We start from the raw sequence: 23,706 nt of genomic DNA, 5'->3' as shown, positions 1-23,706 counted from the left end.
GTCGCCCGTCGCCCGTCGCCCGTCGCCCGTCGCCCGCAAGTGTCCAGTCTAGGGAGGCGCGGCGGGGCCCATCCGGCGTTTCCGCAGATCGGGGGTGCTTCTTCGCGCCGTCGAACGACATGATCCGATCGTACCGCGCACCCTTCGCGGTGGCCGAGCGTGATCCACAACGCACATTCCGCAAGTGCCGGGCTGTGCCCGCGGGCGTTCGGGAGGATGGCGGCATGAGTGAGTTGGGAATCGCACTGATCGCTGCGGGAGCCGCCGTCGCGGGAAGCGTCGCCACCGGTTGGTACACCCGCAGCGCCGGACTCCGGCAGGCTGAAGCGGCACGTCAGGCCGGTGACCGTCAGGCCGACGCGCTGCTCGAAACGGTACGGATGACTCTTCGGGAACAGGCGGCCCTGCGTGTGCTCGACATCCGGCGCCAGACCTACGTGGCGTTCCTCGCGGCTGCGGAGTCGAGGATCCGGATCGAGCGGACGGGGCGGGGCCGGGGGGACGACGACGCCCTTCTGGAGACGGCCCTGGGCGAAGTCGTCCTGGAGGGACCGGCCGAGGTCTCCGCTGCGGCACAGGATGTCGCCGACCGACTGCGACGCCATGAGGCGCCGGACAGCATTCAGCGCGCCAAGCTCGCTTTCGTAGCCGCTGCGCAGGAGACGCTGGCCGCGCCACCCGGAGCCCGGTAGGCGCTGCCGAGCCGTCGAGCAGCGGGGCGCGACGCCTGGCGAACTCCGTTGTCAGTGGCGACGCGTAGGGTCTGCGCATGGTTGATCGGAGATCTCGTCCGTCGTTGCTGCACGACTTCGCGACCTGGGAGGCCGTGCTGCGATTGCTGCGGGACGGCGGAGAGACGGAGCAGGCGGCCTCCTCGATCCGTGTGGCGGGGCGCATCGGCCGACAGAGCTGGAGCCTGCCCCGGCAACGCCGGCTGCCCCGGCCCGATCGGGCCGCCCGGTCCCAGGACATGCAGGACGAGATGCAGGCGGTGGAGCTGGTGCGTCGCGCACTCTCGGATGCCGGTGTCGACGACGTCCCGTTCACAGCGGAGATCGCACCGACGGGTGAGACCGAGCTCCGTCTGTTCGGGTCGAGCCCCGCCGTGGAGCCCGGCCTCGGCAACCCGCACCCGGGATCGCTCATCCTGGTCGAGGACGCCGTTCCCCGGCCTTGGCTCTGCCTGCCCGACCCGGTGCCCGGCGCGGTGCCGGCCCCCTCGGCGGATCCGGCGCTGCTGGGGCGGACGCTCCATGAGCGGCTGCCGGACGCCATCGGTGCCACGGATGCGGAGATCGCCGCCGCGGAAGCCCGCCTCGGTGTCGCCCTGCCCGAGGAACTCAAGGCGCTCTACCGGGTGACACGGTCACGATGGGAGGACCGGGCCGACGACCACACGGCGGCTGAACGCGAATGCAGGGCGGTCGGCTGCGAGCTCTTCGCCCTGGACGGCCTGTACATCGCGGAGGCGTCGTCCCGCCGCACTCTCTGGAAGTTCGCGGCGATGGAAGCGGTCGTCACCCCGCCCGACGCCGCGGTGCAGGGACTGGTCGGCTCACCCGGCTGGATCGTCTTCGGGGACAACGGCGGCGGCGACCGGCTGGCGGTCGATCTGACACCCGGGCCGCGCGGACACACGGGGCAGATCATCATCCTCAGCCACGAGGAGAACATCGGCGCCTGCCTGGTCGCCGACTCGCTCACGGACCTGGTGATGCGTCGGCCCGGCAAACGAAGTGGCGGTTCGGGCGGAGACCGGCCGCCGGCCGTGGCCCATGTCAACATCCGGAGCCTGCCGAGCATCGAGGCCGCCGCGCATCCCGGTCTGGAGGTCCTGTCCATCGGAGTTTGGGAGGACGAGCCACTCAGCCTCGCGCCGGTCACCGGGCTGCCCCGCCTGCGGACCCTGGCCGCCTGCCCCGGCACGCTCGCCGATCCCATGGAGATCGCCGGGCTCACCACACTGGAGTTCCTGGAGCTGGGCCCGGAGGAATGGCGCGTCCTCCTCGACGCGGGAGCCGTCCCGCGCAGCCTGTCCGCCGCCGCGATCACGGCGGACGGAATCCGGAACCCCCTGCCCGTCGTGGCCATCGCCAACGAACTCCTGGCCCTATGGGACCGGCCCCGGATCACCCAGACCGTCCTCGAAGGCGACATCGGCCCCGCACGGCACTGAGCGGTGCCGGCCAGGGAGTTCATGCACCGGAACGACTGCGACGGCCGTCGCGGATCGCTCCGAACGTGACAGGGCCTGGATCTTCGGGCAGGTGGCGTACGGCGGCCGCCACCGCCTCCTGCGCCGTGGCGGCCTCGGCCGGCAGGCCCGTGCCTGTGAAGCCCTTGCTCACCGTGTAGCCCTGCTCGACGCGATCCGCGAGCAGGCACGGCCCGATGAGGGTCAGGTTCGGGCGGGTGGTGGTCGAGAAACGCAGCGTCCAGTGGCTGGTGAACGGGTAGAGGCGCCGCAGTACCGGCTCGGCGTATGCCGCTTCGATGAGTGCCTGGTACGCGGGCCGGTCCTGTTCTCCCGCCTCCGTGCGCATGCGCTGCCACTCGGACTCGGTCAGGCGCACGGGGTCAGGCTCGGGCACCTCGAAGCGGCCGGTCAGGCGGACGAACGGTGCTGCCTGCCGGATGTCGCCCAATGCCACCCCGTCCTGCCACGCCCGTGCGGCCCCGGCGACCTGCGCCAGATCGTCGGTATCTCCACGGATCACTGCGCTGCCTTCGAACGGCTCCTCACCCCGGACCGACCACCGGCGCTCGGCCACCCACGAACTGACGATCAGCGCCTTGCGGTACGGCAGTCCGCTCTCGGCGGCGGCATGGGACAACGGGCTGGAGTCCGGGGACGTGACGGATACGGCGAAGCCGCACTCCTCCGCCACAGCTTGCAGCGCCGCGGCAAGGCTGCCGCGTGCCGCTACATCGGGATAGAGAACGGCTGGATGAGGGTGCGTAGTCACAGCCGGTGATTGTGCCGTGGATCCCACCCCGCTCCGCGCGCGTCAGCCCTGCCGTGCGGTCACGCAACGGGCCCGCCACTCCGTGTCGGAGGCGAGGTCCAGACCGGTCCAGGCCATCGCGAGTGCTCCGTCGAGCACCGCGTCGTCCCCGGCCGGGGACGCGGTCTCCTCGGCGAACTGCCGGGTGTGCGGAATGCCACGGGCGCCCAGCACCCCGAGGCCGGGGTGGATGGCGGGCAGGGCGTGGGTGACGTTGCCCATGTCCGTGGAGCCGCCCGTGCCCTGCGGTACCGGACCGGGCTCGGGCACCTCCCGCCCGGTAGCGCGCAGATTGCGGGCGTAGGCGGCCATCAGCGCGGGGTCCTGGCGCAGATCGAGGTAGTCGGGCTGGATCTGCCGTACGTCCACGGTCGTGCCGGTGGCCAGCGCGGCGCCGCGGAAGCAGTTCAGCACCCGTTCGCGCAGATCGGTGAGTTCCTCGCCGGTGGGGGTGCGCACCTCGTATTCGAGCACGGACCGCTCGGGGATGATGTTCGTACGTTCCCCGCCGAGACGGACGATCCCGGAAACCCGGTATCCGTCCCGCAGCTGCTGGCGGAGCTGGCCCACCGCGACCTGGGCGACCACCGCCGCGTCGGCTGCGTTGAGCCCGGCCTCGGGGGCCGCGGCGGCATGTGAGGCCCGGCCGGTGAAGGTGACCTCGAAGCGGGCGACCGCGTTGCTGGAGCCGCGTGGATCCGTGATGTCGAAGGGGACGGGATGCACCATCATCGCCACCGTCACATCGTCGAAGGCGCCGCGTTCGAGCATCAGCACCTTGCCGCCTCCCTCCTCCTCGGCCGGGGTGCCGAGCAGTTTCACCCGGAAGCCGAGTTCGTCGGCGGCCGAGGCCAGGGCGATCGCCGCACCCGCACCGGCGGCGCAGATGATGTTGTGCCCGCAGGCATGGCCGATCTCGGGCAGCGCGTCGTACTCCGCGCACACCCCGATCGTCAGGTCACCACTGCCGTACTCGGCGGTGAGCGCGGTCGGCAGTTCGCACACCGCGCGATTCACGGTGAACCCGGCGTCCTCCAGCAGTACCGCGAGCCTTTCGGCGGCCCTGGTCTCGGCGAACGAGGTCTCCGGATCGTCGTGCAGTGCGTGGCTGAGCTCCAGAAGCCGGTCCTTGTACGTGTCGAGGCGGGCGGCGACGCGGTCGCGGAGCGACGAGCCGGCTGCGGGCATGGGGATCCCTCCACTGAAGCAGGCACGCGATGAGTGGGCGTGCAAAAATGGAAACGATTCGTTTCCTTAATCGACTTCCATGTCTACCCGCCTGCGCGGGAAATGGCCAGCGGTGCGGCACCATCTCGGGGAAACCATCCGTTTCCCATTGACGTGGGGCGTCGCATGCCCCGAAATGGGATGTCATGGCTAGGAGCACTCAGCGGCCGGTCGGCCGGCCCCGCAGCGAGGACGTCCGGGACCGGGTCATCGGGGCGGCCGACGAGCTGCTCGCCGAGATCGGCTATCTCGGCATGACCATGGACGAGATCGCCGTACGGGCGAAGGTGTCCAAGAAGACGCTCTACCGGTGGTGGCCGCACAAGGCGGCGGTGACCGCCGAGGTGCTCGTCGCGCGTGCCGACGTACGTGCCGTTCCCGACCTCGGAGACACCCGTGCCGAACTCCTCGTCGTCTTCGACCACATCGACGAATTCACCCGCGCCCGGGACACGTTCACAAGGTTGTGTCTGACCGAGGCGGCCGTCGATGAATCGGGCGTACTCCAGTCCTTCCTCGATGTCGTGCTGCGGCGCCGGGACCAGGTCCGGGCCGTCATGCAGCGCGGAATCGCCCGCGGTGACCTGCCCGCGGACACCGACGCCGACGCACTGCTCGACCTGTGGAACGGGTTCTTCGTCTACCGACGGTCCTTCCGGCCCGCTCCCGTGCATGAGGACACGGTCCGGCAGCTCGTCGATCTCGCCCTGGCCGGACAGGTGCCGCGCCTGCCCTCCGAGGAGCGGGCCGACGGCCGCCCGGCCGACTGACGGACATCCGGGGGGCGCCAATGCGGCCGACGCCGGGAGGTCACCGGCCGTGTCAGGTTTCCTCGTCCTCCCCGCGGCGCTCGCCCTCCGCCTGGGACGGCTGGGTGCGCATGGTGGCGGGGTGTCGCTCCTCGGCCGGATCCCTGTCCTCGTCCAGCCTCTCGCCCTCGGCCTGCGACGGGGTCGGGTACTCGATGTTCTCCTTCATGGCAGCCTCCGTGGTCGGAACGCGTGCCTACAGATCGAGCGTAGCGCGTCCGTCCGGTCGGCCGCCGGGCCGGATGTGACCGGTCGGTGCGGACGCCGAGCGGGCGCATCGAGCCGGTGGCCATTCCGGCCTACCGGTACGTGCTGCCCGGGGTCTCGTCGGTGAGGGTGAGGCCGTTGTACCGGACAGATCGAGCGAGACATGGCAGGGGCAGATGGCCCAGCCGGTGATCGCGGTGTTCACACGATTTGCCGCGGATGCCGTGCATCGTCCGTCTGATCGCCGAGCTCAACGTGCCCGAAGCAGGACCGGAGGCGGCCGGCGGCCCGACCAGGGCCCGGAGCAGGCTGCCCGCCACGATGACGGCGAAGGCCTGCCGGAGGCTCGGCCCATGAGGATCAGGGCGCCGCCGATGACCAGGTACAGATGGCTGACGTTCGCGCGGCCCGGACGGAGAACCGCCCGCGTGGGCGGCCATGGCGTTCCCGTTCGGGAACGTGGTCGATGCCGTGGGCCTAGATTCGTCCGGGCTGATCGGGCACCGGATCGAGAGCCGGGGCGTCCTCCGCGAGGTCGGGGGCCGTGGAAGTCATGCGCGCCTCCGCCCGGTGGGCGTATCCGCGCATTTGTCTATTGGTCACACACTCAATAGCATTGGTTTCATGACGCCAAGAGTCCAGCGGCGACGCATTCGGAAGTCGCCGTCCGATCGACGTGCGGAAATAGTTGACACGGCTGCCTCGGTTGCCCTGGCCGAAGGGCTGGAAGGCATTACCCTGCGCCGGATCGGCGAGCGCCTCGATGTACGCCCGGGGCTGATCGGTCACTATTTCCCCGCAGTGGACGAACTGGTTGCGGAGGCGTTCGGCAAGGTCGTCGGTGCCGAACTGGACACCCTCGTACCGCCCGGTCGGGCCGAGGTCGCCCCCGTCGAACGACTCGCACGCTTCTTCGCACTCGCGACGGGGGAAGGTCATGGCGCCCTCAGCCGGCTGTGGATCAACGCCCGGCACCTGAGCCGCTACCGGCCCGTCCTGCGTGACCGGGTCGTCCGCCAGGAGGCCCAGTGGCGCGGGCGGCTGGAGCAGCTGATCCGTGACGGTGTCGGCAGCGGCCACTTCCGCACCGCCGACCCGTACGCGAGCGCCGTCCAGATCCTCGTCGTCATGGATGGGCTCGGAGCCCATGCCAACACCGAGACCGGCATCCGCCCCCGCTCGGTGAACCGGCTGGCCGCGGCCACGGCCGCACGCGAACTCGGCCTGGCCGACGGCGCTTTGTCGACCCATCCGGCCTATCTGACCCATCCGGCCCATCCGACACCCCGGACCGCAGCTCTCCTCGCCACCCACTGACCAGCCCCCAAGGAGTCCGCCCGTGCATCCCGGCCTCGTCCTTCTCTCCGCCCGCCTCCTCGATGTCGTCACCGGCGAACTGCTCCCGCAGACCGCCCTGGCCGTCTCCGGCGGACGGATCTCCGCGCTCGACGACGACCAGCGGATCCGCGCCCTCGCCGGACCGGCGACCACGGTGATCGACCTCAAGGGCGCCGTCGTGACGCCCGGCCTCGTCGACGGCCACATCCACCCCCTCATGGGGGCCGAACTCACCCACGGCCTGGACCTGTCCGGATGCACCACCGTCGACGAGGTACGTCAGGCCCTGGCGCGGGAGGCCGGATCGCTGGCCCCCGGAGCGTGGCTGCACGGCTGGGGTCTGGACCCGAACGTCTTCGGCGACCGGCCCGTCGCATCCGCCACCATCGGACCGGTCCTCGACGGCATCCCGGCCGCCCTGCTGCTCTTCGACGCCCACTCCATGATCGCCAGCCCCCGCGCACTGGAGATCGCCGGCGTCGACGGCCCCCGCCGGTTCGAGCAGTACGCCGAGATCGTGTGCGACGATGCCGGCCGCCCCACCGGTCTGCTGCTGGAGGACGCCGCCTGCGAACTGGTCCAGCGGGCCGCACCGCCGGTCGCCCCCGCCGAGCGCCGCGCCCGCCTCGCCTCGGCGCTGCGCGAGGTGGCCGCCTCCGGACTCACCGGCGGGCACGCCATGGACGCCAACGGGGAAAGCCTGTCGCTGTATGCCGAGCTCGACGAGGCGGGTGAACTGCCGCTGCGTCTGAGGGTCGCCCCCTGGCTCCAGCCCGGGGCCGACGGCCGGGCCGTGGCCGACCTCATTGCCCAGCAGGGCACGGGCGGCCGGCTGTGGGAGGTGGCGGGCGTCAAGCTGTTCATGGACGGCACCATCGACAACGGCACCGCCTGGCTGGAGCGGCCCGACTGCCACGGCGAGTCCACGCACGCCTTCTGGCCCGACCCTGCGGCTTTCACGAGGATCATCGGCGAACTCCACCGGGCCGGTGTCCCCACCGCGACCCACGCCATCGGGGACGCCGCCGTGCGCCATGTCCTCGACGCGGTGGAGGCGGCGACGAGCGCGGAGTTCCGAGGCGTACGGCACCGGATCGAGCACATCGAGACGGTCCCCGACGACACCCTGCACCGGTTCGCGGAGCTCGGTGTCATCGCGTCGATGCAGCCGACCCACTGCTGTGACTTCACCCGTGCCGACCACACCGACAACTGGTCGCGGCGGCTCGGCGAGGAGCGCGCCGCGCACGCCTGGCGCTGCCACGACCTGTGGGAATCCGGAGCCACCGTCGTACTGGGCTCCGACTGGCCCGTCGCCCCCTACCCGCCGCTCACCGTGATGGCCGGTGCCCGCCACCGCCGCCCCAGCCGCGACCTCACCCAGCCCCCGCACAACCCCGGCCAGGCCCTCACCGCCCTCGAAGCGCTCCAGGGCATGACCCTCAACCCGGCCTACGCGGCAGGCGCGGAACACGAGTCGGGGCGACTGGCCATCGGCCACCGCGCGGACCTCACCGTGTTCGCGGAGAACCCCCTGGCCACACCCGCCACCGACCTGGCCGGCCTTCCCGTCGTGCTCACCGTGGTCGACGGCCGCACCACCCACCGCGACGCCGGCCTGTGACGGAATGAGGGGCGGGGCCTTGCGAGGATGTGGCCTTGCGAGGATGCCCCGCCCCTCGCCCCCGCCTCTTCCCTCGTCCCCCGGCCGTCCTTCGCCGCGCCGCTCACTCCCCGCCGGGCCCGCCGAAGACCTGCTGCCCGCCGACGTACGTGGCCTCGACACGCAGCGAAGCCAGTTCGGCCGGGTCCAGGAAGTGGGGATCGCGGTCGAGCACGATCAGGTGCGCGCGATGTCCGGCCCGCAGCACACCGGCGTCGTCGAGCTTGTTGACGTACGCGGAGCCCGGTGTGTACGCGCGGCGCGGTCGTCAGGCCGAGCCGCTGATGCGGGAGAAACGGCGGCCGGTGAGTGGTGCGGGTGACGGCGGCGTGGCAGGGGAGCGACGACAGACTCAACGGTGATGACGACACGGCTGACTCGCGTGTGGCCAGGCATGGCGTACGCACGACCGACGGCACAATGGGGCTGACCGGAGCGAAGGAGTGCGCAGTGGAGTCACGTACGGGGAAGCGGGCTGCCGCGGAGAAGGGGAAGCGGGCCGACTCCGGCCGCCCGCGGCCGTCGCTCACCCCTCGGCTCATCGTTGAGGCGTGCCTCGCGCTGATGGACGCCGAAGGCGCCGACGCACTGACGTTCCGCCGGATCGGCGCCCAACTGGGCGCCGACCCGGCGGCGCTCAACCGGCACTTCCGCAACAAGGACGATCTGCTGCTGTCGGTGGCGGACCACCTGCTGGAGGAGGGCATCGAAGGGTTCGAGCCCTCCGGTGACTGGCGGCAGACCCTGCGCAGGCTCTTCATCCGCATGCGCAAGGTCTATCTCTCGCACCCGCGCGCCGCCGTGCTCGTCACGGTACGCATCACACGGCGACCGGCCGAGATGCGGGTGGTCGAGATGATCCTCACGGCGCTGTCCGACGCGGGATTCCCGCCCGAACAGGCGGTGCGCCACTGCCGTGCGCTGGTGGACTTCCTGCTGGCCCGGTCGTGCATGGACGCCACCCACTGCACGCTCGACGCCCAGACCCGCCGCGGCGACGAGTCCGCCTGGTCCGGCGAGTACGCCGCCGTACCCGCCGCGACCCATCCCCATATCGCCGCGGCGGCCCCCTACTTGGCCTCGGTCGACGACGACGCCAACTTCCATCTCGCACTGGACCTGATGCTGGACGCCATCGCCGCCCGCGCCCCTGGAAGGGACTGAAGGGTCCGGCACGCCCCGCGAGTGGTCCTAGCCGGCGCGTCGCAGGCCGATCCGGTCGATGGCACAGGTCCCGGGGGTTCCGGTGCTGTCCGTGTGCTGCCCGACGTGGGTCAGCCGGAGCGTGTTGGTGCCCGCCCGCACGGACACCTGGCCGAACTCCGGCTCGGCGTAGGTCATCACCGGGCTGTAGAGGTCGAGCGGTGTTCCCACCGTCGTGCCGTTCACCGACAGCCGGTAGATGCCTCGGGAATCGTGCCGCTTCACCCGCAGGCGCAGGGTGCGCAGCCCGGCTTCCGGAGACTGGAACGTGCAGGTCAGCGCGTTACCGGTCGCGGCCGGAGTGAACAGCACGCCGTGGCCCGCGCCGCATTGGGGATCGGCGAAGACCTCGGCGCGCCCGCCCGAGACGGAGAGCGCCAGCTCTTCCGCCTCCGCCACCCAGTCCAGCGGACGCGGCGTCCAACTGCCGCGCGAATCGCAGAGCACCACACGGGTACGGTCGGTGGCGGCCTCCGTGTCGGTGAAGGCGACCATGCGGCCATCGGGCGAGAAGGCCGGATGGGGGTGGCCGGGATGGGCGGAGCCCCAGCCCACCAGGCCGAGCGTGCGCGGCGGGTGTACGCCGGTCAGGTCCACCAGGGCCACCGCGCCCACCTGTCCGCGTGCCGAGCCGTTGCGGCCGTTGGTGTCGGTGACCGCCCAGCGGCCGTCCGCGGTGAGGTCGCAGTGGTTGTACGCACCGTTCGCGCCGGACGGCCCCGGCGCCACCAGCCGGTCCGGCCGGTCGTCCGGGTCGACCATCCACAGCCCCGACGAATTGCCGCCGATGCCCACGACGAGAGACCCGGTTTCGGCGCGGGACTTCCACACGCCGTGGGTGCCGACCGGGACACCCGCGGCGGCCTGGTCCCAGATCATCTTGCCGTGCGGCGCGTGGACCGGGTGCAGGGCCCAGGAGTGGATGTTGCCGCCGAGCGCGTAGCCGATCCATTCCGGATCGTGGGCGCTGTACTGGAAGTGGGTGGCGAACGCGTCGCCGGAGTAGACCTCCCGCACCCGGCCGCCCGCGAGTTCGATCTCCACCGCCGTGGTGGGACCGGCGGTGATCGGCGCCGGGTAGTGGCTGCACAGCACCCGGTCGCCCGCCGGATGCAGATTGACGACGACACTGAGCTCGCGGCCCGGCGGCGGTGAGTAGAGCTTCACGGGCGAGGGGGCTGCCAGGTCGATCAGCCAGACCGCGTTCTCGGCGCAGGTGACGAGGCGTCCGGAGTGGATGTTCCACCAGACGAACGGATTCCGGTCGCCCGCAGGGGTGGCGAACCGTGCCAGGAACCGCTCCTCACCGGTCCGCAGATTCACCTTCCACAGGCTCGTGGCCCCGGTCTCCCGCTGCCCGAGCACGATGCGATCGGCGTCGACGAAGCCGTTGTGGGTGGGGTAGGTGAAGTAGCGCCGCTGGTCGAACGTACTGAGGTGGCGCAGCTCGAACGGTTCCTGGGTGGTGGCGGCGACGGCCGTGCCCACACATCCCGTCCCGGCGGTGAATCCTGCGGCCAGCACTGCCAGCCCGGCCATGCGGCCGAACCCTCTGCGGGTGATCTCACTCATGGCGTCCTCACTCATGCGTGTTCACTGTGGGTGGCGCTCAGCTTCGAACCCGCCGATGGAGGAAGTCAAGGTACTAATACGAATTAGTAGTGGCGCGAGGGGTGGCGTCCGGGGCGGGTGTGCTCTGCCGGCGGGGGCGCGGGAGCACGGCCCGAGCGAGTCGTCGAAGGCATCGCCGCCGAGCGGGACCGTGCCTCCGGCCATCCGTCAGGGCTCGATCTGCAGCACCTCGGACACGGGGCGACGAGGTGTGCACGGTCCCTCGGGGCCGTACCCGAGACGCACGATCATCTGCGGGTGACCCGTGCCGAGAGCCGGGTCGCGCAGCAGGTGCCGGAGCTCCGGCCATTCCAGGGGCTGCGTCGCGAACGAGGCGACGAGCCCGTGCTGTACGGCGGTGAGCAGGACGCGCTCCAGGGCCTGACCGGCGCGCAGCCAGTTCACCGGGCGGTCGCGCACGGTACGGAGCAGGGCGAGCTGCGGCCGGTCCTCGAACAGGGCCTGTGCTCGGCCCGGAATGACATCCGTCCCGGCGAAGTCCCGGTTGATCGCTCTGCCCGATGCGTCGGTGGGGCCGAAGGCGTAGTCCGGGACGCCGTCGACCGGCGCCTCCACCCCGGTGTCCCGGGTCCAGTAGCGCTGCTCCGCCTCCCTCGCCGGATCGCGCAGGTCGAAACCCTCGGCGTCCCGGATCAGTACGAGCAACCGTTCCAGGTGCTCCGGTGGCAGAAACGCGAAGTCGGCTTCCTCGACGCGGGCCGCGTCGACGAGGCGCGCACGGACGTCGTCGGGGACCACCCGGTCGTCGAACGGGAAGCGGCTGGTGTGACGGTCCCGGATCGCGGGGTGCAGAGCGGCGAGGGCCGCATCCGCCGGCTGAGCGGGTCCGCCGCGGCGCTCCGACAGACGGACGGTCGCCACGACGGCCGGATCGGTGGGAACCGGAAGCAGTGTGGTCACCGTATCCAGGCCCCGGTACGACGCCGATACCCGAAGATTCAGCAGCGCCGCACCGCACCCCACGTGCAGGCCGCGCGTGGACGGGTCCGCCTCCGGCATCTCACGGTCGAACTCCGCCCGGAGCGTGAGCGTCCGGCCGGCCCGCCCGTACCGGAACCACCAGGGCTGGGCGTTGTGCATGGACGGGGCGGCAGTGGCATCGGCAACGAGTTCCTTCAGCATCGTGTCGTCGAGCGGCTGTGCAGGCATCCGTCACCTCCCGCGGCGCAGTGCACTGTGTCCTTCCACCGTCCCACGTCCGGCGGGCTCCCGGAGCGAGAGGCCCGATCACGCAGCGCGATGTCCGAACAGCGCCGGACCCGGTGCTCCGTGCGAGCCAGCATCGACCACAGGGGCCTCCGGCCGCCCGTTCGGCACGGCACCGGACTCCGCACAGCGATGAACCAGGGACAAGAACCAGGAATCAGGAACCAGGCCCATGACGGACACGACACACCCGGCCGGATCCGTGCGCGACCAGGTCGACGCCACCGACTGGGCCGCACTCACCGACGAGATCGCCGCATACGGCAGAGCACCGACCGGGCGACTGCTCACCCCCGCCCAGTGCCGGGAGATCGCCGCCCTGTACGACGAGACCGAGCGCTTCCGCTCCACCGTCGACATGGCCCGCCACCGGTTCGGCTCCGGTCAGTACCGCTACTTCACCCACGTTCTGCCCGCAGTGGCAGGGGAGCTGCGGGAGGCGTTCCACCCGCACCTGCTGCCCATCGCCCGCGACTGGTCCGCGAAGCTGGGCACAAACGTGCCATGGCCCGACGGGCTGGCCGAATGGATCGGAATACGCGGCGGGGCAGTCCAAGTCCGCCCAGATCCTTTTGAGTTACGGTGCCGGAGACTGGAACGCCCTGCACCGCGACGTATTCGGTGACATGCTCTTCCCGCTCCAGGTCGTCATCGGACTCGACGTGCCCGGCGCCGACTACACCGGTGGTGAGTTCCTCATGACCGAACAGCGGCCCCGGGCGCAGTCCCGCGGATCGGCCACCGCCCTTCTCCAGGGCCACGGACTGGTCTTCACCACCCGTGACCGGCCGGTGGCCTCCAAGCGCGGCTGGTCACGGGCGCCCATGCGCCACGGAGTCAGCACCGTCCGCTCCGGCCGGCGCCGCACCCTCGGCCTCGTCTTCCACGACGCGCAGTGAACCGCCTCCCGTGACACGGGCCCCCGCCGGCCGGCTACGGGCCCCCGGGCCGGAGGCCGGGGTGCCCCGGCGGGTCGGTGCGGGCGGCGGCCAGCGCTGCGTCCGGAACCGGGGCCAGGGGGCTTGCGGCGTACGCGTCGGGGACCGTACAGGCCCGCAGATAGGCGGTGACCAGGGCCATGGCACGCGCTCGCCGGCCCCGGGAGGTGTGGTCAGGCACCATGCGCATCAGAGCGAGCCCTTCGCGTGCCGGGCCGCGGCCTCGGCCAGTCCCGTGATCAGGGGGTGGGGTCTGGTGCCGTCGCCGTGCAGTTCGGGCTGGAAGAGGGTGGCGAGGAAGAAGGGGTGTCCGGGCAGTTCGGCGATCCGGACCTCGCCCGCGTCATCGATGCCCGTGAAGCACAGTCCGTGCGACCGCAGCAGTTCGAGATGGCGCGGATTGGGGCCGTAGTTGCAGTAGTAGCGCTCCACCGTACGTTCGGCGCCCAGGAGTTGGGCGGCCCACGAGCCGTCGGCGAGCTCGATCGCACCCTCGTGGCCGACCAGTGAGCAGGCGAGCGGGATGAGGACCGCGTCCTCGGCGGCGGTCAGCGGCGCGTTCTCGGTGTGACCCGCGCCCGCCAGGCCGCACACATTGCGGGCGTATTCCAGCAGGGCGTGCTGGAAACCCCCGCAGGTGCCCAGGAACGGGATGCTGTTCTCGCGGGCGGTACGGATGGCCGCGAGCGCCCCCGCCTCGCTGCGGTACGGGCTGCCGGGCAGCATCCAGACCGCGTCGAACCCCTCGATGCCCTCCTCGGCCTCCTGCGTGGGGATCCAGTAGGCATCGAGGTCCAGGCCGTCGCGATCGCGGAGGGAGTCCAGCAGAAGGGGGACGCGGGTGTGGGAGCGGACGGCCGGATCCCGGTCGCCGACCAGGGCGATACGTGCGGTGTGGGTCATGAGCCCATCGAAGCCCAGCTTCCGCATCACGTCCAACGATGATCGGTGCATCCAGTATCAGCAATACTGATACTCATGGATCCGCATCTGCTGCGTACCTTCGTCGCCGTCGTCGAGCACCATTCCTTCTCCGCCGCCGCCCAGGCACTGGGCTACACCCAGTCCGCCGTGTCGCAGCACATCGCCGCCCTGGAGAACGACCTCGGCACCCGGCTGGTGAACCGCCGCCCCGTCGGACCGACAGCGGCGGGCGAGAGACTCATGGAGCACGCCTCCCCGCTGCTGCTCCGCCTCAACGCCGCCCGAGCCGATGTGGCCAGGGTCGGACGGACGCACACCGCCGCGCTGACCCTCGCCTGCAGTCCCGCCGCCCTCACACCCCGCGTCGCCGGGGACCTGGCCCGCCTGCGCACCGACACGCCGGGGCTCGCAGTGGACGTCCAGATGCTCGGACGGGCGGCAGTGGCGCAGGCGGTGCTCACCGGAGCCGCGGACCTGGGTCTGATCGACGGCGCGGCGGCCCCCAGCGACCCACTGCCGACGCCCGACACAGGACCCGTGACCGGGCTGGCCGTGGCCGAGCAGCCCCTGGCCGTCCTCCTCCCCGCCGGCCACCCACTGGAACACCGGCGGACCCTGCGCCTCTTCGACCTGGCCGACGCCCACTGGATCGACGCCCCCGACACCGCCGTTCCGCTCGCCCAGCTGCGCGCCGCCGCCAACACCGACGGATTCCGCCCGCACCTCACGTACCGCGGAACCGATGTGCACGGCCTCGGGACGCTCGTGGCCGCAGGACACGGGCTGGCGGCCCTGCCCCTCTCCCTCGCCCCCGCCCTGCCGGGCACCGCCGGTATCCGGCTGTCCGCCCCTCGCCTGGTCCACCGCACCGAAGTGCTCCATCCCCGGGCCCCGTCGGCCGTCGCTCAGGCACTCGTCGCCGCACTCACCGGCTGACGCGGGGGCGGCGAGGAAGAGACGGTCACCCGGTGCGGTCGATGAGGTACGGGAACAGCGCCAGGATCTCGCCGAGCGCGGCCGGAGCGAGCGGAACGGTCCCCAGGCTGCGCCGTGCGATGTCCAGCTGCCGGTGGGCCTCGGCCAGGGTGGCGGTGCGTCCGCCGGCCTCCTCGACGAGCTCGGCCGCCCGCCGGGCCCCGGAGTCGTCGAGCGGGTCTCCGGTGCCGAGCAGCAGGGCGAGCCGGTGGGCGGCGGGATGGTCCGTGGCCAGCGCCGAGAGGACGGGGTACGTCTTCTTCAGCCGGCGCAGATCGCTGTGCACGGGCTTGCCCGTGACCTCGGGATCGCCCCATGCCCCCAGGAGATCGTCCACCGCCTGGAACGCCACCCCGAGATGCCGGCCCGCCCGGGAGAGGGCCTCGACGGTGGCGGCCGGGGCACCCGCGAGCACGGCGCCCAGGCCGGCCGCACAGCCCAGCAGCGCACCCGTCTTGTTCTCGGCCATCCACCGGTACTCGTGCGGCTGCACCGCTTCGGGGCCGCTCCACGGCCTGGACTCGAAGAGCAGGTCGTCGGCCTGGCCGCGCACCAGATCGGTCAGCGTCCCGGCGAGCTGCCGGACCGCCGCCGCACTGTGCCTTCCGGGCGCTTCGGCCAGGGTCTGCACGGCCAGCGCGAAGAGCGCGTCGCCCGCGAGGATCGCCGGGCCGGTTCCGTACGCCTTCCACACGGTGGCGCGCTGCCGGCGGGTCTCGTCGCCGTCCATGATGTCGTCGTGGAGGAGCGAGAAGACATGGATCAGCTCCACGGCGACGGCACCGACCACCGCTTCCTGCGCCGGTGCGCCTGCGGCCTCGGCGCTGAGCAGTGTGAGTGCCTGGCGGATACCCTTGCCCTGTGAGCCCGGGGCGGGGCTGCCGTCCGCCGTGGCCCACCCGAGGGAGAAGGCCGCCATCTCCGCATGCCATGGATGCAGCCGCCGCACGGCCTGCGCGAGAGCCGGGCGCACCTGGTCGCGGCAGCGGGCGAGCGCCTCCGGCGGCGCGGCCTGACGGGTTGCGGGCGGTGGTGTCATCGTCGTCAGCTCTTCTCGTCCGTGCCGCCGTCGACCGGCGCCACACCGAGTTCGGCGTACGCCTTGTCCACCATGTCCCGGGCGTTGAGCAGGCCGATCCGGCTGAGAGTGCGGCGCAGTTCGTGCAGGTCCGCCGCGGTGTCATCGCGGTCTCGGCCGAGCCGGGCCAGCGATTTGACGAGTCCCAGCCGGGCCAGGGCCTCGCCCCGGGGCTCGGTCATGGCACGGAACTCCGCGAGCGCCTCCTCGTACATCCCGCGCGCCTCCTCGTACCGCCCGGCGCGGAAGAGGACATTGGCGCGCATCTTGTGGTTGTAGGCGAGGGCGCTGGACAACTTCATTTCACGGCAGGTGAGTTCGGCCTCCGCGAGCAGTTCCAGGGCGCGCTCCGGATCGTCCCGCAGGGAGATGATGTCGGCCATGCCGCGCAGGGCCCACGCCCGGCCGCGCCGGTCGTCCGCATTGCCGGCCAGCTCGGCCGCCTCCTCGAACATGGCCAGAGCGGTGTCGAGCGAGCCCGTGTTCCGGTGGATCTGCGCGATGCCCTCCAGTGCCCACACGGTGTGCCGTGCCTCGCCGCGCGCACGTGCCTCGGCGAGCAGCTGCTCGTGCAGCGCGGCGACGGTGCGGTAGTCGCCCTGGATGCGGCCGGTCTCCGCGAGGCCGGCGAGGGAGTAGCCGCGCGCGACTATGTCCCCGCCGCGCTTGCCCATGTCGGCGGCGAGCCCCAACAGGCGGAAGGCGAGCCTGAGTTCACCGCGCTGCCTGGCCAGAGTCCCGCCGCTCCACAGGGCCCAGGCCATCGCCCCGAGGTCGCCGGCCGAGCGGGCGGACCGGTAACTGGCCTTCCAGGCCCGATCGGCCTCCGTCACATTGCCGAGACGGCGGTGCGCCTCGGCGACGGCGAGCCCGCACCGGGCAACCTCCTGCTGTGAACCGGAGAGTTCGGCCTCCCTCAAGTGGCGTTCTCCTTCTGCCAGTACGTCTGCGAGAGAGGAGTTCACCGACATCTTGGTGAGGGCGCCTTGGTACTCGGGCGCCAGTGCCTTGTTGTGCATGGGAGCCTTTCGTGCACGGACCGGACCGGAACAGGGCATGGCTATGCGCTCGATGTATACATGCGGTGCATAGTTGCCTGCTCGGCGAACCCGGGAGCTCGTGGGGGATCGGTCGGGGCTTTCGGATGTGGCTGCTGCCGGCGGCTGTCGCTTGTGGCGAACCACCTTGCTGCGGATCGGGCTTGTTGTGGATCGGGCTTGTTATGGATCAAGACGACGGTCGTGCGTCCGAGGTTGCTCCGCGATCAACGGAAGTCGACATCGCCGCTACGGCGGGGCTGCTGTCCCATGTCCGGTACGTGGCCGTCGGGCCGGAACTGCCCGACGTCTCCGAACCCACCCGTAATGCCGGTGAGTGTTAGCGGTTACTGTCACCACCACATGCCCTGGCCATAGTAAAAGACAGAAATATTTGAGAGCCCCTTGCGTCCCATGGCAATCGCTTACATGCTGACGCGCAGCCCCCACGACCCTCCGATTCCGTTGATCCCCAAGGGAGTTCCCGGATGCGTCCTGCCCGATCACCGTTCACCACCCCGGCCCCCGGCACATTGGAAGGCTCTGTCTCGCGTGCCATGAGCCGCCGGACCGTCCTCGGCTCCCTCGCCGGGGCCGGCGCGGCAACCCTGCTGGGCGCGGGTCCGGCCACCGCCCGGCAGGGCGGGCACGGCTCGGGGGACACGCTCCTGGTCAAGGCGTTTCCGGACGCCGAGAGCGAGCGCATGCGACTGGCCCGCGCCCTCCGGTCCAGCGACTTCATCCCCACCGGCCGGTACGCCCCGGCGGGCCGGCCCATTTCGGTGACGGTCCGTCCGGCGGGCGGCCGCGTACCGGTGCTGCACATCGGCACCTTCGACTACTACAACGAGGACGCCGCGCTCCAGGAGCCGCGCGCCTTCCCGCTGCGCCCGGGCCGCAACACGGTCGGCGACGCCCATGGCGGCCCGATCTACCTGAGCTTCGCCGGACAGGGCGAGCGTGCCGCCGTCACCTTCGGCCCCGGCATCCCGCGCATGGCGGTCTTCGAGCTCGGCCGCACCGATGAAGCAGTCTTCCAGCGGCAACTCGACGAGAAGAACGACGTCCCCTGGGTCGAGTTGATCACCGATCAGGCGATCCTCACCCTCACCCGCGAAGGCGCGCTGCTCTACCGGGGCGAGGACCACGCGAAGCTGATGGAACTGTTCGACACCGTCATCGACAGCCATGCGCGCGTCAGCGGCCTGGACGGCAGAGGGCGGCTCAACCGCCCCAAGGCGGGCCGCTACCACTTCAACGAGGTCAGTGTCGTGCCCAGCGGGGTGGGGGCCTACGCCTGGCACGGGTACAACGGCTTCCCGCGCGCCTACATGGACCGGCTGTGCACGGTTGCGGGCCTCACCACGCGGGGCTGGGGGCTGTACCACGAGCTCGGCCACCTCCACCAGCAAGGCGCCTATCAGGCCGACCAGTTGACCGAAGTCACCGTCAACATCTACTCACTGGCCGCACAACGTACCCTCGGCCAGACCTCCAACCTGCTGACGGTCGACCCGAAGACCGGGCTGAACCACTTCCAGACCGCGCTGCCGAAGCTCGGCACCAGCGGAATCAGCTACGAGAAGACCTTCGGCGCGTACGAAAAGCTCGTCCCGCTCCGGCAGTTGGAGCTGGCCTTCGGCGAGGGCTTCTGGCCGGAGCTGCACCGGCTCGTACGCAGTGAGCACCAGCACGACGCCCCGGTCGACGACTACACGCACGACCCCGTCATCAACGCCCGCCAGTACCTGGCCCTGGCGAGCTGTGCCGGCCGCACCGCCGGATACGACCTCACCGACTTCTTCGTCCGGAAGTGGGCCCTGCCGATCGACTCCGCGGGCGTCGCCGCGCTCGCGGCACTGGGCCTGCCGAAGCCGCCCGTCGACCCCAGCACACTCACCGACTGATCGGGCCCGGCCCCGCGGCCCGGAGGGGTCGCGGGGCCGGGCCGCAAAAGAAAGGAAATGACATGCGCATGACATCATTGACTCGCTCGGGTACGCCCGCCCGCGGGCATCTGCGTCGCCTCATGAGGCCGGGCACGGTTCTCGCCGCCACCACACTGCTCGCGGTCGGTGCGGCGGGACAGTCCTGGGCCTCCACGCCGATCCTCCGCTGGACCACGAACGCACCCACACCCGTGTCGACGCTGACGCTGCCGATGGCCGTGGACTCCGCGCCGGACGCGTCCGGCGTCTACTTCGCGTACTACACGACCCTGGAGAGCGGCACCCGCCCCTACGCCGGCTTCCAGCCGAAGCCCGTGGACGCGAACGGGAACCGTGTGCTCCAGGCGATCTTCAGCTCCTTCACGCCGATGCCACGACGACCGACGACCACTGCACCTACGGAGCCGACGGCGGTGCCGGAGTGAGCTGTGCCGTCCGGTTCCGCTACACACCGGGGACGATGTATTCCCTGGTGCTCAAACGGGCCGCTGTGACCGGGGCGACGCAGCTGATGACGGGGGACGTCATCGAGACGGTGACAGGGGCACCGGTGGCGCACATCGGCAGTTTCGGGCTGCCATCGGCCTCGGGCCGGTTCAAGATGGCCGATCAGGGATTCATCGAGCCCTACCTCTCCACGGGCTGCGGCCAGCGGATCACCGTGACGTACGGCAAACCGGTCGGTACCGAGGCGGGCGTCGCTCATACGGGCGGCCTTCCCACCGTCACCGACCCGTCGTCCGGAAGCTGCCTGAGCACCGCCTCGCAGACCACGAGCCGGGGCCAGCAGGTCACGGTCACGGGCAACGCGGCTCCGGCGGCGCCCGCGCCCGCAACGGCCTGAATCCTTGAACCCAGAACCATGGCCGGGCCCGGCCCCCCTCTTCCCGTGAAGCGCTACCGGCGCCCACTGGCTAAGCTCGACGAGGGGCCAAGAACGGGACGGAGGCTCCCATGACGACCCTCGAACCACGCGATGTCCCCCCTCGCCTCGCCACCGGTGCGTTCATCCTGAACTCCGGTCTGGGAATGCTGAAAGCCGACGCGGAGACGGCCCAGGGTGTGCATGGCATGGCCTGTGCCGCCTATCCGTTCCTGAAGAAGATCGACCCGGAGCGGTTCACCCGGCTGCTCGCCTGGTCGGAGATCGCGGTCGGCGGAACGCTGCTCGCCCCCTTCGTACCGACCGGGCTGGCCGGGCTGGCGCTCACGGGGTTCTCCGGGGGGCTGGTCGGTCTGTACCTCCGGGTTCCCGGGATGCGGGAGCCAGGGAGTCTTCGCCCCACCCAGAACGGCATCCCGCTCGCCAAGGACTTCTGGATGCTGGGCATCGGTCTCGGTTTCCTGGGCGCCAATGCCCGATGGTCACGCACGGCCGGGTCCAGATGCCCATGGCACCGGTCCCGAGGCTGACCCGACGGCATCGGACGGTACTGACGGCGACCGGCTCCGTGGCGGGGCCAGCACATCAAGGAGTGATCATGAGTGAGTCGGACGAGCTGCGCAATCGCGTGCAGCAGATGCGAGCCAAGGCGAAGGACCTGAACAACGAGGCCGAGCGCGCCACCGACCCCGAGGAGCGCCGGCGGCTGAAGGAGAAGGCCCGCAGGATCGAATCGGAGAGCGAACAGGTCAGCGGCATGGCGAGTGGGGACATCTACCCCATGAAATGAGGCCGGGAAGGTCCGGCACCGTCCCCCGGGCTCCCGCGCACCGCGCGGGAGCCCGGGGGAATGCCGCCGCGCCCCGGACGTTGAACAACTGTGTGAGCTCAGTGATCGCATCCACCCGGTTCTCCGTTCTCGACCGCTCCCGCATCCGTGCGGGACACGACGGCCCGCAGGCGCTGCGCGACTCGGTGCGCCTCGCCCAGCAGGCCGAGGCGCTCGGCTACCACCGGTTCTGGGTGTCCGAGCACCACAGCGTGCCGGGCGTCGCCGGCTCCGCGCCCGCCGTGCTGGCCGCAGCCGTCGCCGCGGCCACCTCCACCATCAGGGTCGGCACCGGCGGCGTCATGCTGCCCAACCACCAACCGCTTCTGGTGGCCGAGCAGTTCGGTGTGCTGGAGTCCCTTTTCCCCGGCCGGATCGACATGGGCCTCGGCCGCTCGGTGGGCTTCACCGACGGCATCCGCAAGGCGCTGGGACGGGACAAGTCCGCTGCCGAGGACTTCGCCGGACAGCTCACCGAACTGCTCGGCTGGCTGGACGGCACACAGCGCTCCCACCCGCAGGTCCATGCCCTGCCCGCCGAAGGGCTGCGCATCCCGCCGTTCCTCCTGGCCACCGGCGAGGGCGCGGGCATCGCGGCTGCTGCCGGGCTGCCGCTGGTGGTGGGCGACCTCCGGGGCCGGGACAAGCTGCTGCGCGCCGTCGAGCGCTACCGCAGCGAATTCCGCCCCTCCACCTGGGCGGCGGAGCCGTACGTCGTCGTGGCGGGAACGATCGCGGTGGCCGGAAGCCGGGAGGAGGCCCGTCGGATCCTGATCCCGGAAGCGTGGTCCATGGCCCACTCCCGGACCCATGGCGTCTTCCCGCCGCTCGCCCCCACCGAGCAGATCGAGGCGCGGACCATGACGGAGAAGGAGCGCGGTTTCTACGAGAGAGGGTTGCGCGGCCACCTGTACGGCACGGACGACGGGGTGGCCGCGGAGCTCGAATCGGTCATCGAGGAGACCGGCGCCGACGAGGTGCTCGTCACGACCAGTACGTACGACCGTGTCGCCCTGCTCGACTCGTTGCGCCGCCTGGCCCGCATCGCGCGGTTGACCCCGCACCGGGCAGGGCCCGCCGCAATCCGGTGACGGCCCGCGCCCGGGGCTCCGTACGGCGGGGCGACCCGCCTACCCTGGGCCGGACGGACAGCACCGATGGGGGAGTTGGCATGCGAACGGTGTACTGCGGGGAACTGCCCGTCTCTTACGGGCAGTTCTACGTGGAGAGCAGGACCGACGAGGCATACGCCGAGCTGTCGAAGACCTTCGCCGGGCAGGCCGGCGGGCTCTGCGGAGCCGCCGTGCCCGGATACCTGTTTCTGGTCACGGGCCTGCACACCGGGGAGGTGGGGCTGACCATCGAGGTGCACGACAGCGCCCCCGAACTCGACGACGGCTGGGAGGACGTGGTGGAGGCCGCGTTCCGGCCCGCTTCCGCGTCCACGGTCGTCCTGCCGTGGGGCGACGGCCCGCTCGTATCACTGGATCTGCCCGTGACCGACCACCGGGTCCGGTACTGCGGACGCGACATGGACCGGGCCCGCGAGGAGGAGCTCGCCATTCTCTCCGGCGAGGCGACGGCCGATCAGTACCTCTTGCAGTTCTGGCCGGCGCCGCCCCGCCCCGACGAGGTCGTCAAGCAGACGGCGGGCATTGCGGAGTACTGGCACCAGCACGCACGCGCCCTGCCACCACCTCCGTGACCACCGGAGCGCCGCCCACCGTACGTACGAGGAAGCGAGCCTGAGCGGCGCCGACCGGATTTCACCCCGCCTTGGGCCGTGGCCGGGCGGCCAACAGGGCGGTGGCGATGGCGAGCTGCGATGGCTCCAGGGCGGACTTGCCGTCCTCGATGTCCCACAGTGTGTTCTGCAGGACACGGCCCAGCGTCCAGCCGATCGCCCGCTGGCGGTCCAGGCCGAGCACCTCGGTCAGCCGGTCGAAGCGGCGGAGCACCGCGCGGGGCACATCGCCGGTCGCCACGACCTCGTCCCAGCGGTTGTGCATCGCCGGCATCAGATCGAAACCGGGGTCGCCGGCCAGGGGTTCCGGATCGATGGCCAGCCACGGTTCCCGCTCCCCGGCGAGGACGTTGTCGTAATGCAGGTCCCAGTGCAGCAGGCGGTCGCCGGGTTCACCGATGAGTTCGGCCACCGCGGACGCGCAAGTACGTACCAGTCGCCGTTCGGCCGGGTCGCGCAGGCGCGGCACGCTGCGCGGTACCTCGTCGAGCATGGCCGCCGCGATGTCGTCCAGTCGCCGAAAGCCGGGCGGCGCGGGCACCGCGACCAGGCGTGCCAGCAGCTCGGCGAGGATCTGTACGGCCACCGTCTCGTCGGCCACCGCCGACAGCGGCCGTGCGGCGTCCAGCCGTTCCAGCAGCATGGTGCCGGTCTCCGGGTCGTGGTCGAGCAGATGCACCACACCGTCACCGTTCCACACCCGCAGACCCGGTACGGCGTCGATGTTCTCCTCGGTGACCTCCTGGAGCTTCAGCACGGCGGGCGTGCCGTCCGCACGGGTCACCGGCAGCACCAGCGAGGCCATGCCGTGCGCCGAGGGGCCGTCCACCCGCAGGCTCCAGCGGTCCAGGAAGTCCGTGGCCAGCCCGGGCAGCGCGGCGATCCAGGCGCGGGCGGACGCACCGCCGTTGCCACCGTAGGACGCGGCGAACGCGTCGGGGACGTCGATGGGGTGGGAGTTGCTCATATGTCTCTCCTTCGTCGGATCAGGATTCGATCGGGTACGAGGGAGATCACGGTGGTGCCCGGCTTCCGGGCAGGCGTCAAAGCATGCTGCCA

General features: G+C 71.2%; 25 protein-coding genes and 2 pseudogenes. 15 read left to right on the top strand and 12 right to left on the bottom strand.

Annotation, left to right across the window (positions count from 1 at the left end):
- The first annotated feature begins 224 nt into the window (after positions 1-224).
- Positions 225-692: a hypothetical protein gene (locus ACFVH0_RS14420; protein ID WP_385819929.1), complete on the top strand. Its 468-nt coding sequence runs from the start codon at positions 225-227 to the stop codon at positions 690-692.
- Between the two features lie 77 nt (positions 693-769).
- A complete protein-coding gene (locus ACFVH0_RS14415; protein WP_385819927.1) occupies positions 770-2,176 on the top strand; it encodes an SMI1/KNR4 family protein in 1,407 nt (468 codons plus the stop codon).
- A gap of 19 nt (positions 2,177-2,195) precedes the next feature.
- Here the strand turns inward: ACFVH0_RS14415 and ACFVH0_RS14410 are convergent, their stop codons facing one another.
- Together ACFVH0_RS14410 and ACFVH0_RS14405 are read right to left on the bottom strand one after the other, a co-directional pair.
- Positions 2,196-2,993 (bottom strand): DUF6193 family natural product biosynthesis protein, encoded by a 798-nt coding sequence (locus ACFVH0_RS14410; RefSeq protein ID WP_385819925.1) that lies wholly within the window; start codon positions 2,991-2,993, stop codon positions 2,196-2,198.
- A 15-nt stretch (positions 2,994-3,008) separates the two neighbouring features.
- A complete protein-coding gene (locus ACFVH0_RS14405) occupies positions 3,009-4,193 on the bottom strand; it encodes an amidohydrolase (protein ID WP_385819923.1) in 1,185 nt (394 codons plus the stop codon).
- A 185-nt stretch (positions 4,194-4,378) separates the two neighbouring features.
- Between ACFVH0_RS14405 and ACFVH0_RS14400 the strand changes: the two genes are divergently transcribed.
- Positions 4,379-5,002 carry a TetR/AcrR family transcriptional regulator gene (locus tag ACFVH0_RS14400; protein WP_385819922.1) on the top strand — a complete coding sequence of 208 codons (624 nt, stop codon included), beginning with the start codon at positions 4,379-4,381 and terminating at the stop codon, positions 5,000-5,002.
- Between the two features lie 52 nt (positions 5,003-5,054).
- Here ACFVH0_RS14400 and ACFVH0_RS14395 read toward each other — a convergent pair whose 3' ends face one another.
- On the bottom strand, positions 5,055-5,210 hold the full coding sequence (locus tag ACFVH0_RS14395; protein ID WP_259928902.1) for a hypothetical protein: 156 nt from the start codon (positions 5,208-5,210) through the stop codon (positions 5,055-5,057).
- A gap of 515 nt (positions 5,211-5,725) precedes the next feature.
- Positions 5,726-6,037: a hypothetical protein gene (locus tag ACFVH0_RS14390; RefSeq protein WP_385820034.1), complete on the bottom strand. Its 312-nt coding sequence runs from the start codon at positions 6,035-6,037 to the stop codon at positions 5,726-5,728.
- On the opposite strand from ACFVH0_RS14390, the gene ACFVH0_RS14385 reads away from it, so the two are divergent.
- Together ACFVH0_RS14385 and ACFVH0_RS14380 are read left to right on the top strand one after the other, a co-directional pair.
- Complete coding sequence (locus ACFVH0_RS14385; RefSeq protein WP_385820029.1) at positions 5,933-6,565, top strand: TetR/AcrR family transcriptional regulator; 633 nt, start codon at positions 5,933-5,935, stop codon at positions 6,563-6,565. The genes ACFVH0_RS14390 and ACFVH0_RS14385 overlap by 105 nt on opposite strands.
- 22 nt (positions 6,566-6,587) lie before the next feature.
- Entirely contained in the window at positions 6,588-8,210 is a 1,623-nt protein-coding gene (locus ACFVH0_RS14380; RefSeq protein ID WP_385819920.1) for an amidohydrolase, read from the top strand.
- 103 nt (positions 8,211-8,313) lie between these two features.
- Here ACFVH0_RS14380 and ACFVH0_RS14375 read toward each other — a convergent pair.
- A pseudogene (locus ACFVH0_RS14375) lies at positions 8,314-8,496 on the bottom strand (amidohydrolase family protein); the annotation flags it as partial.
- 203 nt (positions 8,497-8,699) lie between these two features.
- On the opposite strand from ACFVH0_RS14375, the gene ACFVH0_RS14370 reads away from it, so the two are divergent.
- Entirely contained in the window at positions 8,700-9,413 is a 714-nt protein-coding gene (locus ACFVH0_RS14370) for a TetR/AcrR family transcriptional regulator (RefSeq protein ID WP_385819918.1), read from the top strand.
- A gap of 27 nt (positions 9,414-9,440) precedes the next feature.
- Here the strand turns inward: ACFVH0_RS14370 and ACFVH0_RS14365 are convergent, their stop codons facing one another.
- On the bottom strand, positions 9,441-11,024 hold the full coding sequence (locus ACFVH0_RS14365; RefSeq protein WP_385819916.1) for a hypothetical protein: 1,584 nt from the start codon (positions 11,022-11,024) through the stop codon (positions 9,441-9,443).
- 207 nt (positions 11,025-11,231) lie between these two features.
- A complete protein-coding gene (locus tag ACFVH0_RS14360; RefSeq protein ID WP_385819914.1) occupies positions 11,232-12,233 on the bottom strand; it encodes an Acg family FMN-binding oxidoreductase in 1,002 nt (333 codons plus the stop codon).
- A gap of 229 nt (positions 12,234-12,462) precedes the next feature.
- Here ACFVH0_RS14360 and ACFVH0_RS14355 point away from each other — a divergent pair.
- Positions 12,463-13,189, top strand: a pseudogene (locus ACFVH0_RS14355) (2OG-Fe(II) oxygenase).
- A gap of 34 nt (positions 13,190-13,223) precedes the next feature.
- Here ACFVH0_RS14355 and ACFVH0_RS14350 read toward each other — a convergent pair.
- Both ACFVH0_RS14350 and ACFVH0_RS14345 read right to left on the bottom strand, forming a co-directional pair.
- Positions 13,224-13,418, bottom strand: a complete 195-nt coding sequence (locus ACFVH0_RS14350; RefSeq protein ID WP_385819912.1) for a hypothetical protein — start codon at positions 13,416-13,418, stop codon at positions 13,224-13,226.
- Positions 13,418-14,131: a hypothetical protein gene (locus ACFVH0_RS14345; RefSeq protein ID WP_385819910.1), complete on the bottom strand. Its 714-nt coding sequence runs from the start codon at positions 14,129-14,131 to the stop codon at positions 13,418-13,420. Before ACFVH0_RS14345 ends, ACFVH0_RS14350 begins: the two co-directional genes overlap by 1 nt.
- A 75-nt stretch (positions 14,132-14,206) precedes the next feature.
- On the opposite strand from ACFVH0_RS14345, the gene ACFVH0_RS14340 reads away from it, so the two are divergent.
- Positions 14,207-15,088 carry a LysR family transcriptional regulator gene (locus ACFVH0_RS14340; RefSeq protein ID WP_385819908.1) on the top strand — a complete coding sequence of 294 codons (882 nt, stop codon included), beginning with the start codon at positions 14,207-14,209 and terminating at the stop codon, positions 15,086-15,088.
- Positions 15,089-15,113: 25 nt separating this feature from the next.
- On the opposite strand, the gene ACFVH0_RS14335 is transcribed toward ACFVH0_RS14340, so the two are convergent.
- On the bottom strand, positions 15,114-16,166 hold the full coding sequence (locus ACFVH0_RS14335) for a polyprenyl synthetase family protein (RefSeq protein ID WP_385819906.1): 1,053 nt from the start codon (positions 16,164-16,166) through the stop codon (positions 15,114-15,116).
- Positions 16,167-16,171: 5 nt separating this feature from the next.
- Positions 16,172-17,224: a tetratricopeptide repeat protein gene (locus tag ACFVH0_RS14330; RefSeq protein WP_385819905.1), complete on the bottom strand. Its 1,053-nt coding sequence runs from the start codon at positions 17,222-17,224 to the stop codon at positions 16,172-16,174.
- Positions 17,225-17,799: 575 nt separating this feature from the next.
- Between ACFVH0_RS14330 and ACFVH0_RS14325 the strand changes: the two genes are divergently transcribed.
- From ACFVH0_RS14325 to ACFVH0_RS14295, 7 genes are all read left to right on the top strand, one after another.
- Positions 17,800-19,149, top strand: a complete 1,350-nt coding sequence (locus ACFVH0_RS14325) for a M60 family metallopeptidase (protein WP_385819903.1) — start codon at positions 17,800-17,802, stop codon at positions 19,147-19,149.
- Positions 19,150-19,217: 68 nt separating this feature from the next.
- Entirely contained in the window at positions 19,218-19,616 is a 399-nt protein-coding gene (locus tag ACFVH0_RS14320) for a hypothetical protein (protein WP_385819901.1), read from the top strand.
- Positions 19,613-20,035, top strand: a complete 423-nt coding sequence (locus tag ACFVH0_RS14315) for a hypothetical protein (RefSeq protein ID WP_385819899.1) — start codon at positions 19,613-19,615, stop codon at positions 20,033-20,035. Before ACFVH0_RS14320 ends, ACFVH0_RS14315 begins: the two co-directional genes overlap by 4 nt.
- A gap of 110 nt (positions 20,036-20,145) precedes the next feature.
- Positions 20,146-20,604, top strand: a complete 459-nt coding sequence (locus tag ACFVH0_RS14310; protein ID WP_385819897.1) for a hypothetical protein — start codon at positions 20,146-20,148, stop codon at positions 20,602-20,604.
- A 68-nt stretch (positions 20,605-20,672) separates the two neighbouring features.
- Complete coding sequence (locus ACFVH0_RS14305) at positions 20,673-20,864, top strand: DUF6381 family protein (protein ID WP_259928889.1); 192 nt, start codon at positions 20,673-20,675, stop codon at positions 20,862-20,864.
- 101 nt (positions 20,865-20,965) lie between these two features.
- Positions 20,966-21,994 (top strand): MsnO8 family LLM class oxidoreductase, encoded by a 1,029-nt coding sequence (locus ACFVH0_RS14300; RefSeq protein WP_385820027.1) that lies wholly within the window; start codon positions 20,966-20,968, stop codon positions 21,992-21,994.
- 80 nt (positions 21,995-22,074) lie between these two features.
- Positions 22,075-22,608, top strand: a complete 534-nt coding sequence (locus ACFVH0_RS14295) for a hypothetical protein (RefSeq protein ID WP_385819895.1) — start codon at positions 22,075-22,077, stop codon at positions 22,606-22,608.
- Positions 22,609-22,669: 61 nt separating this feature from the next.
- On the opposite strand, the gene ACFVH0_RS14290 is transcribed toward ACFVH0_RS14295, so the two are convergent.
- Positions 22,670-23,614 carry an aminoglycoside phosphotransferase family protein gene (locus ACFVH0_RS14290; protein WP_385819893.1) on the bottom strand — a complete coding sequence of 315 codons (945 nt, stop codon included), beginning with the start codon at positions 23,612-23,614 and terminating at the stop codon, positions 22,670-22,672.
- Between the last annotated feature and the right edge of the window lie 92 nt (positions 23,615-23,706).

This window comes from Streptomyces sp. NPDC127117, from assembly GCF_042677325.1.
In the GTDB taxonomy this organism is placed as follows: domain Bacteria; phylum Actinomycetota; class Actinomycetes; order Streptomycetales; family Streptomycetaceae; genus Streptomyces.
Note: the sequence above shows the minus strand (reverse complement) of the source record. Positions and strands in the feature narration are given on the sequence as shown.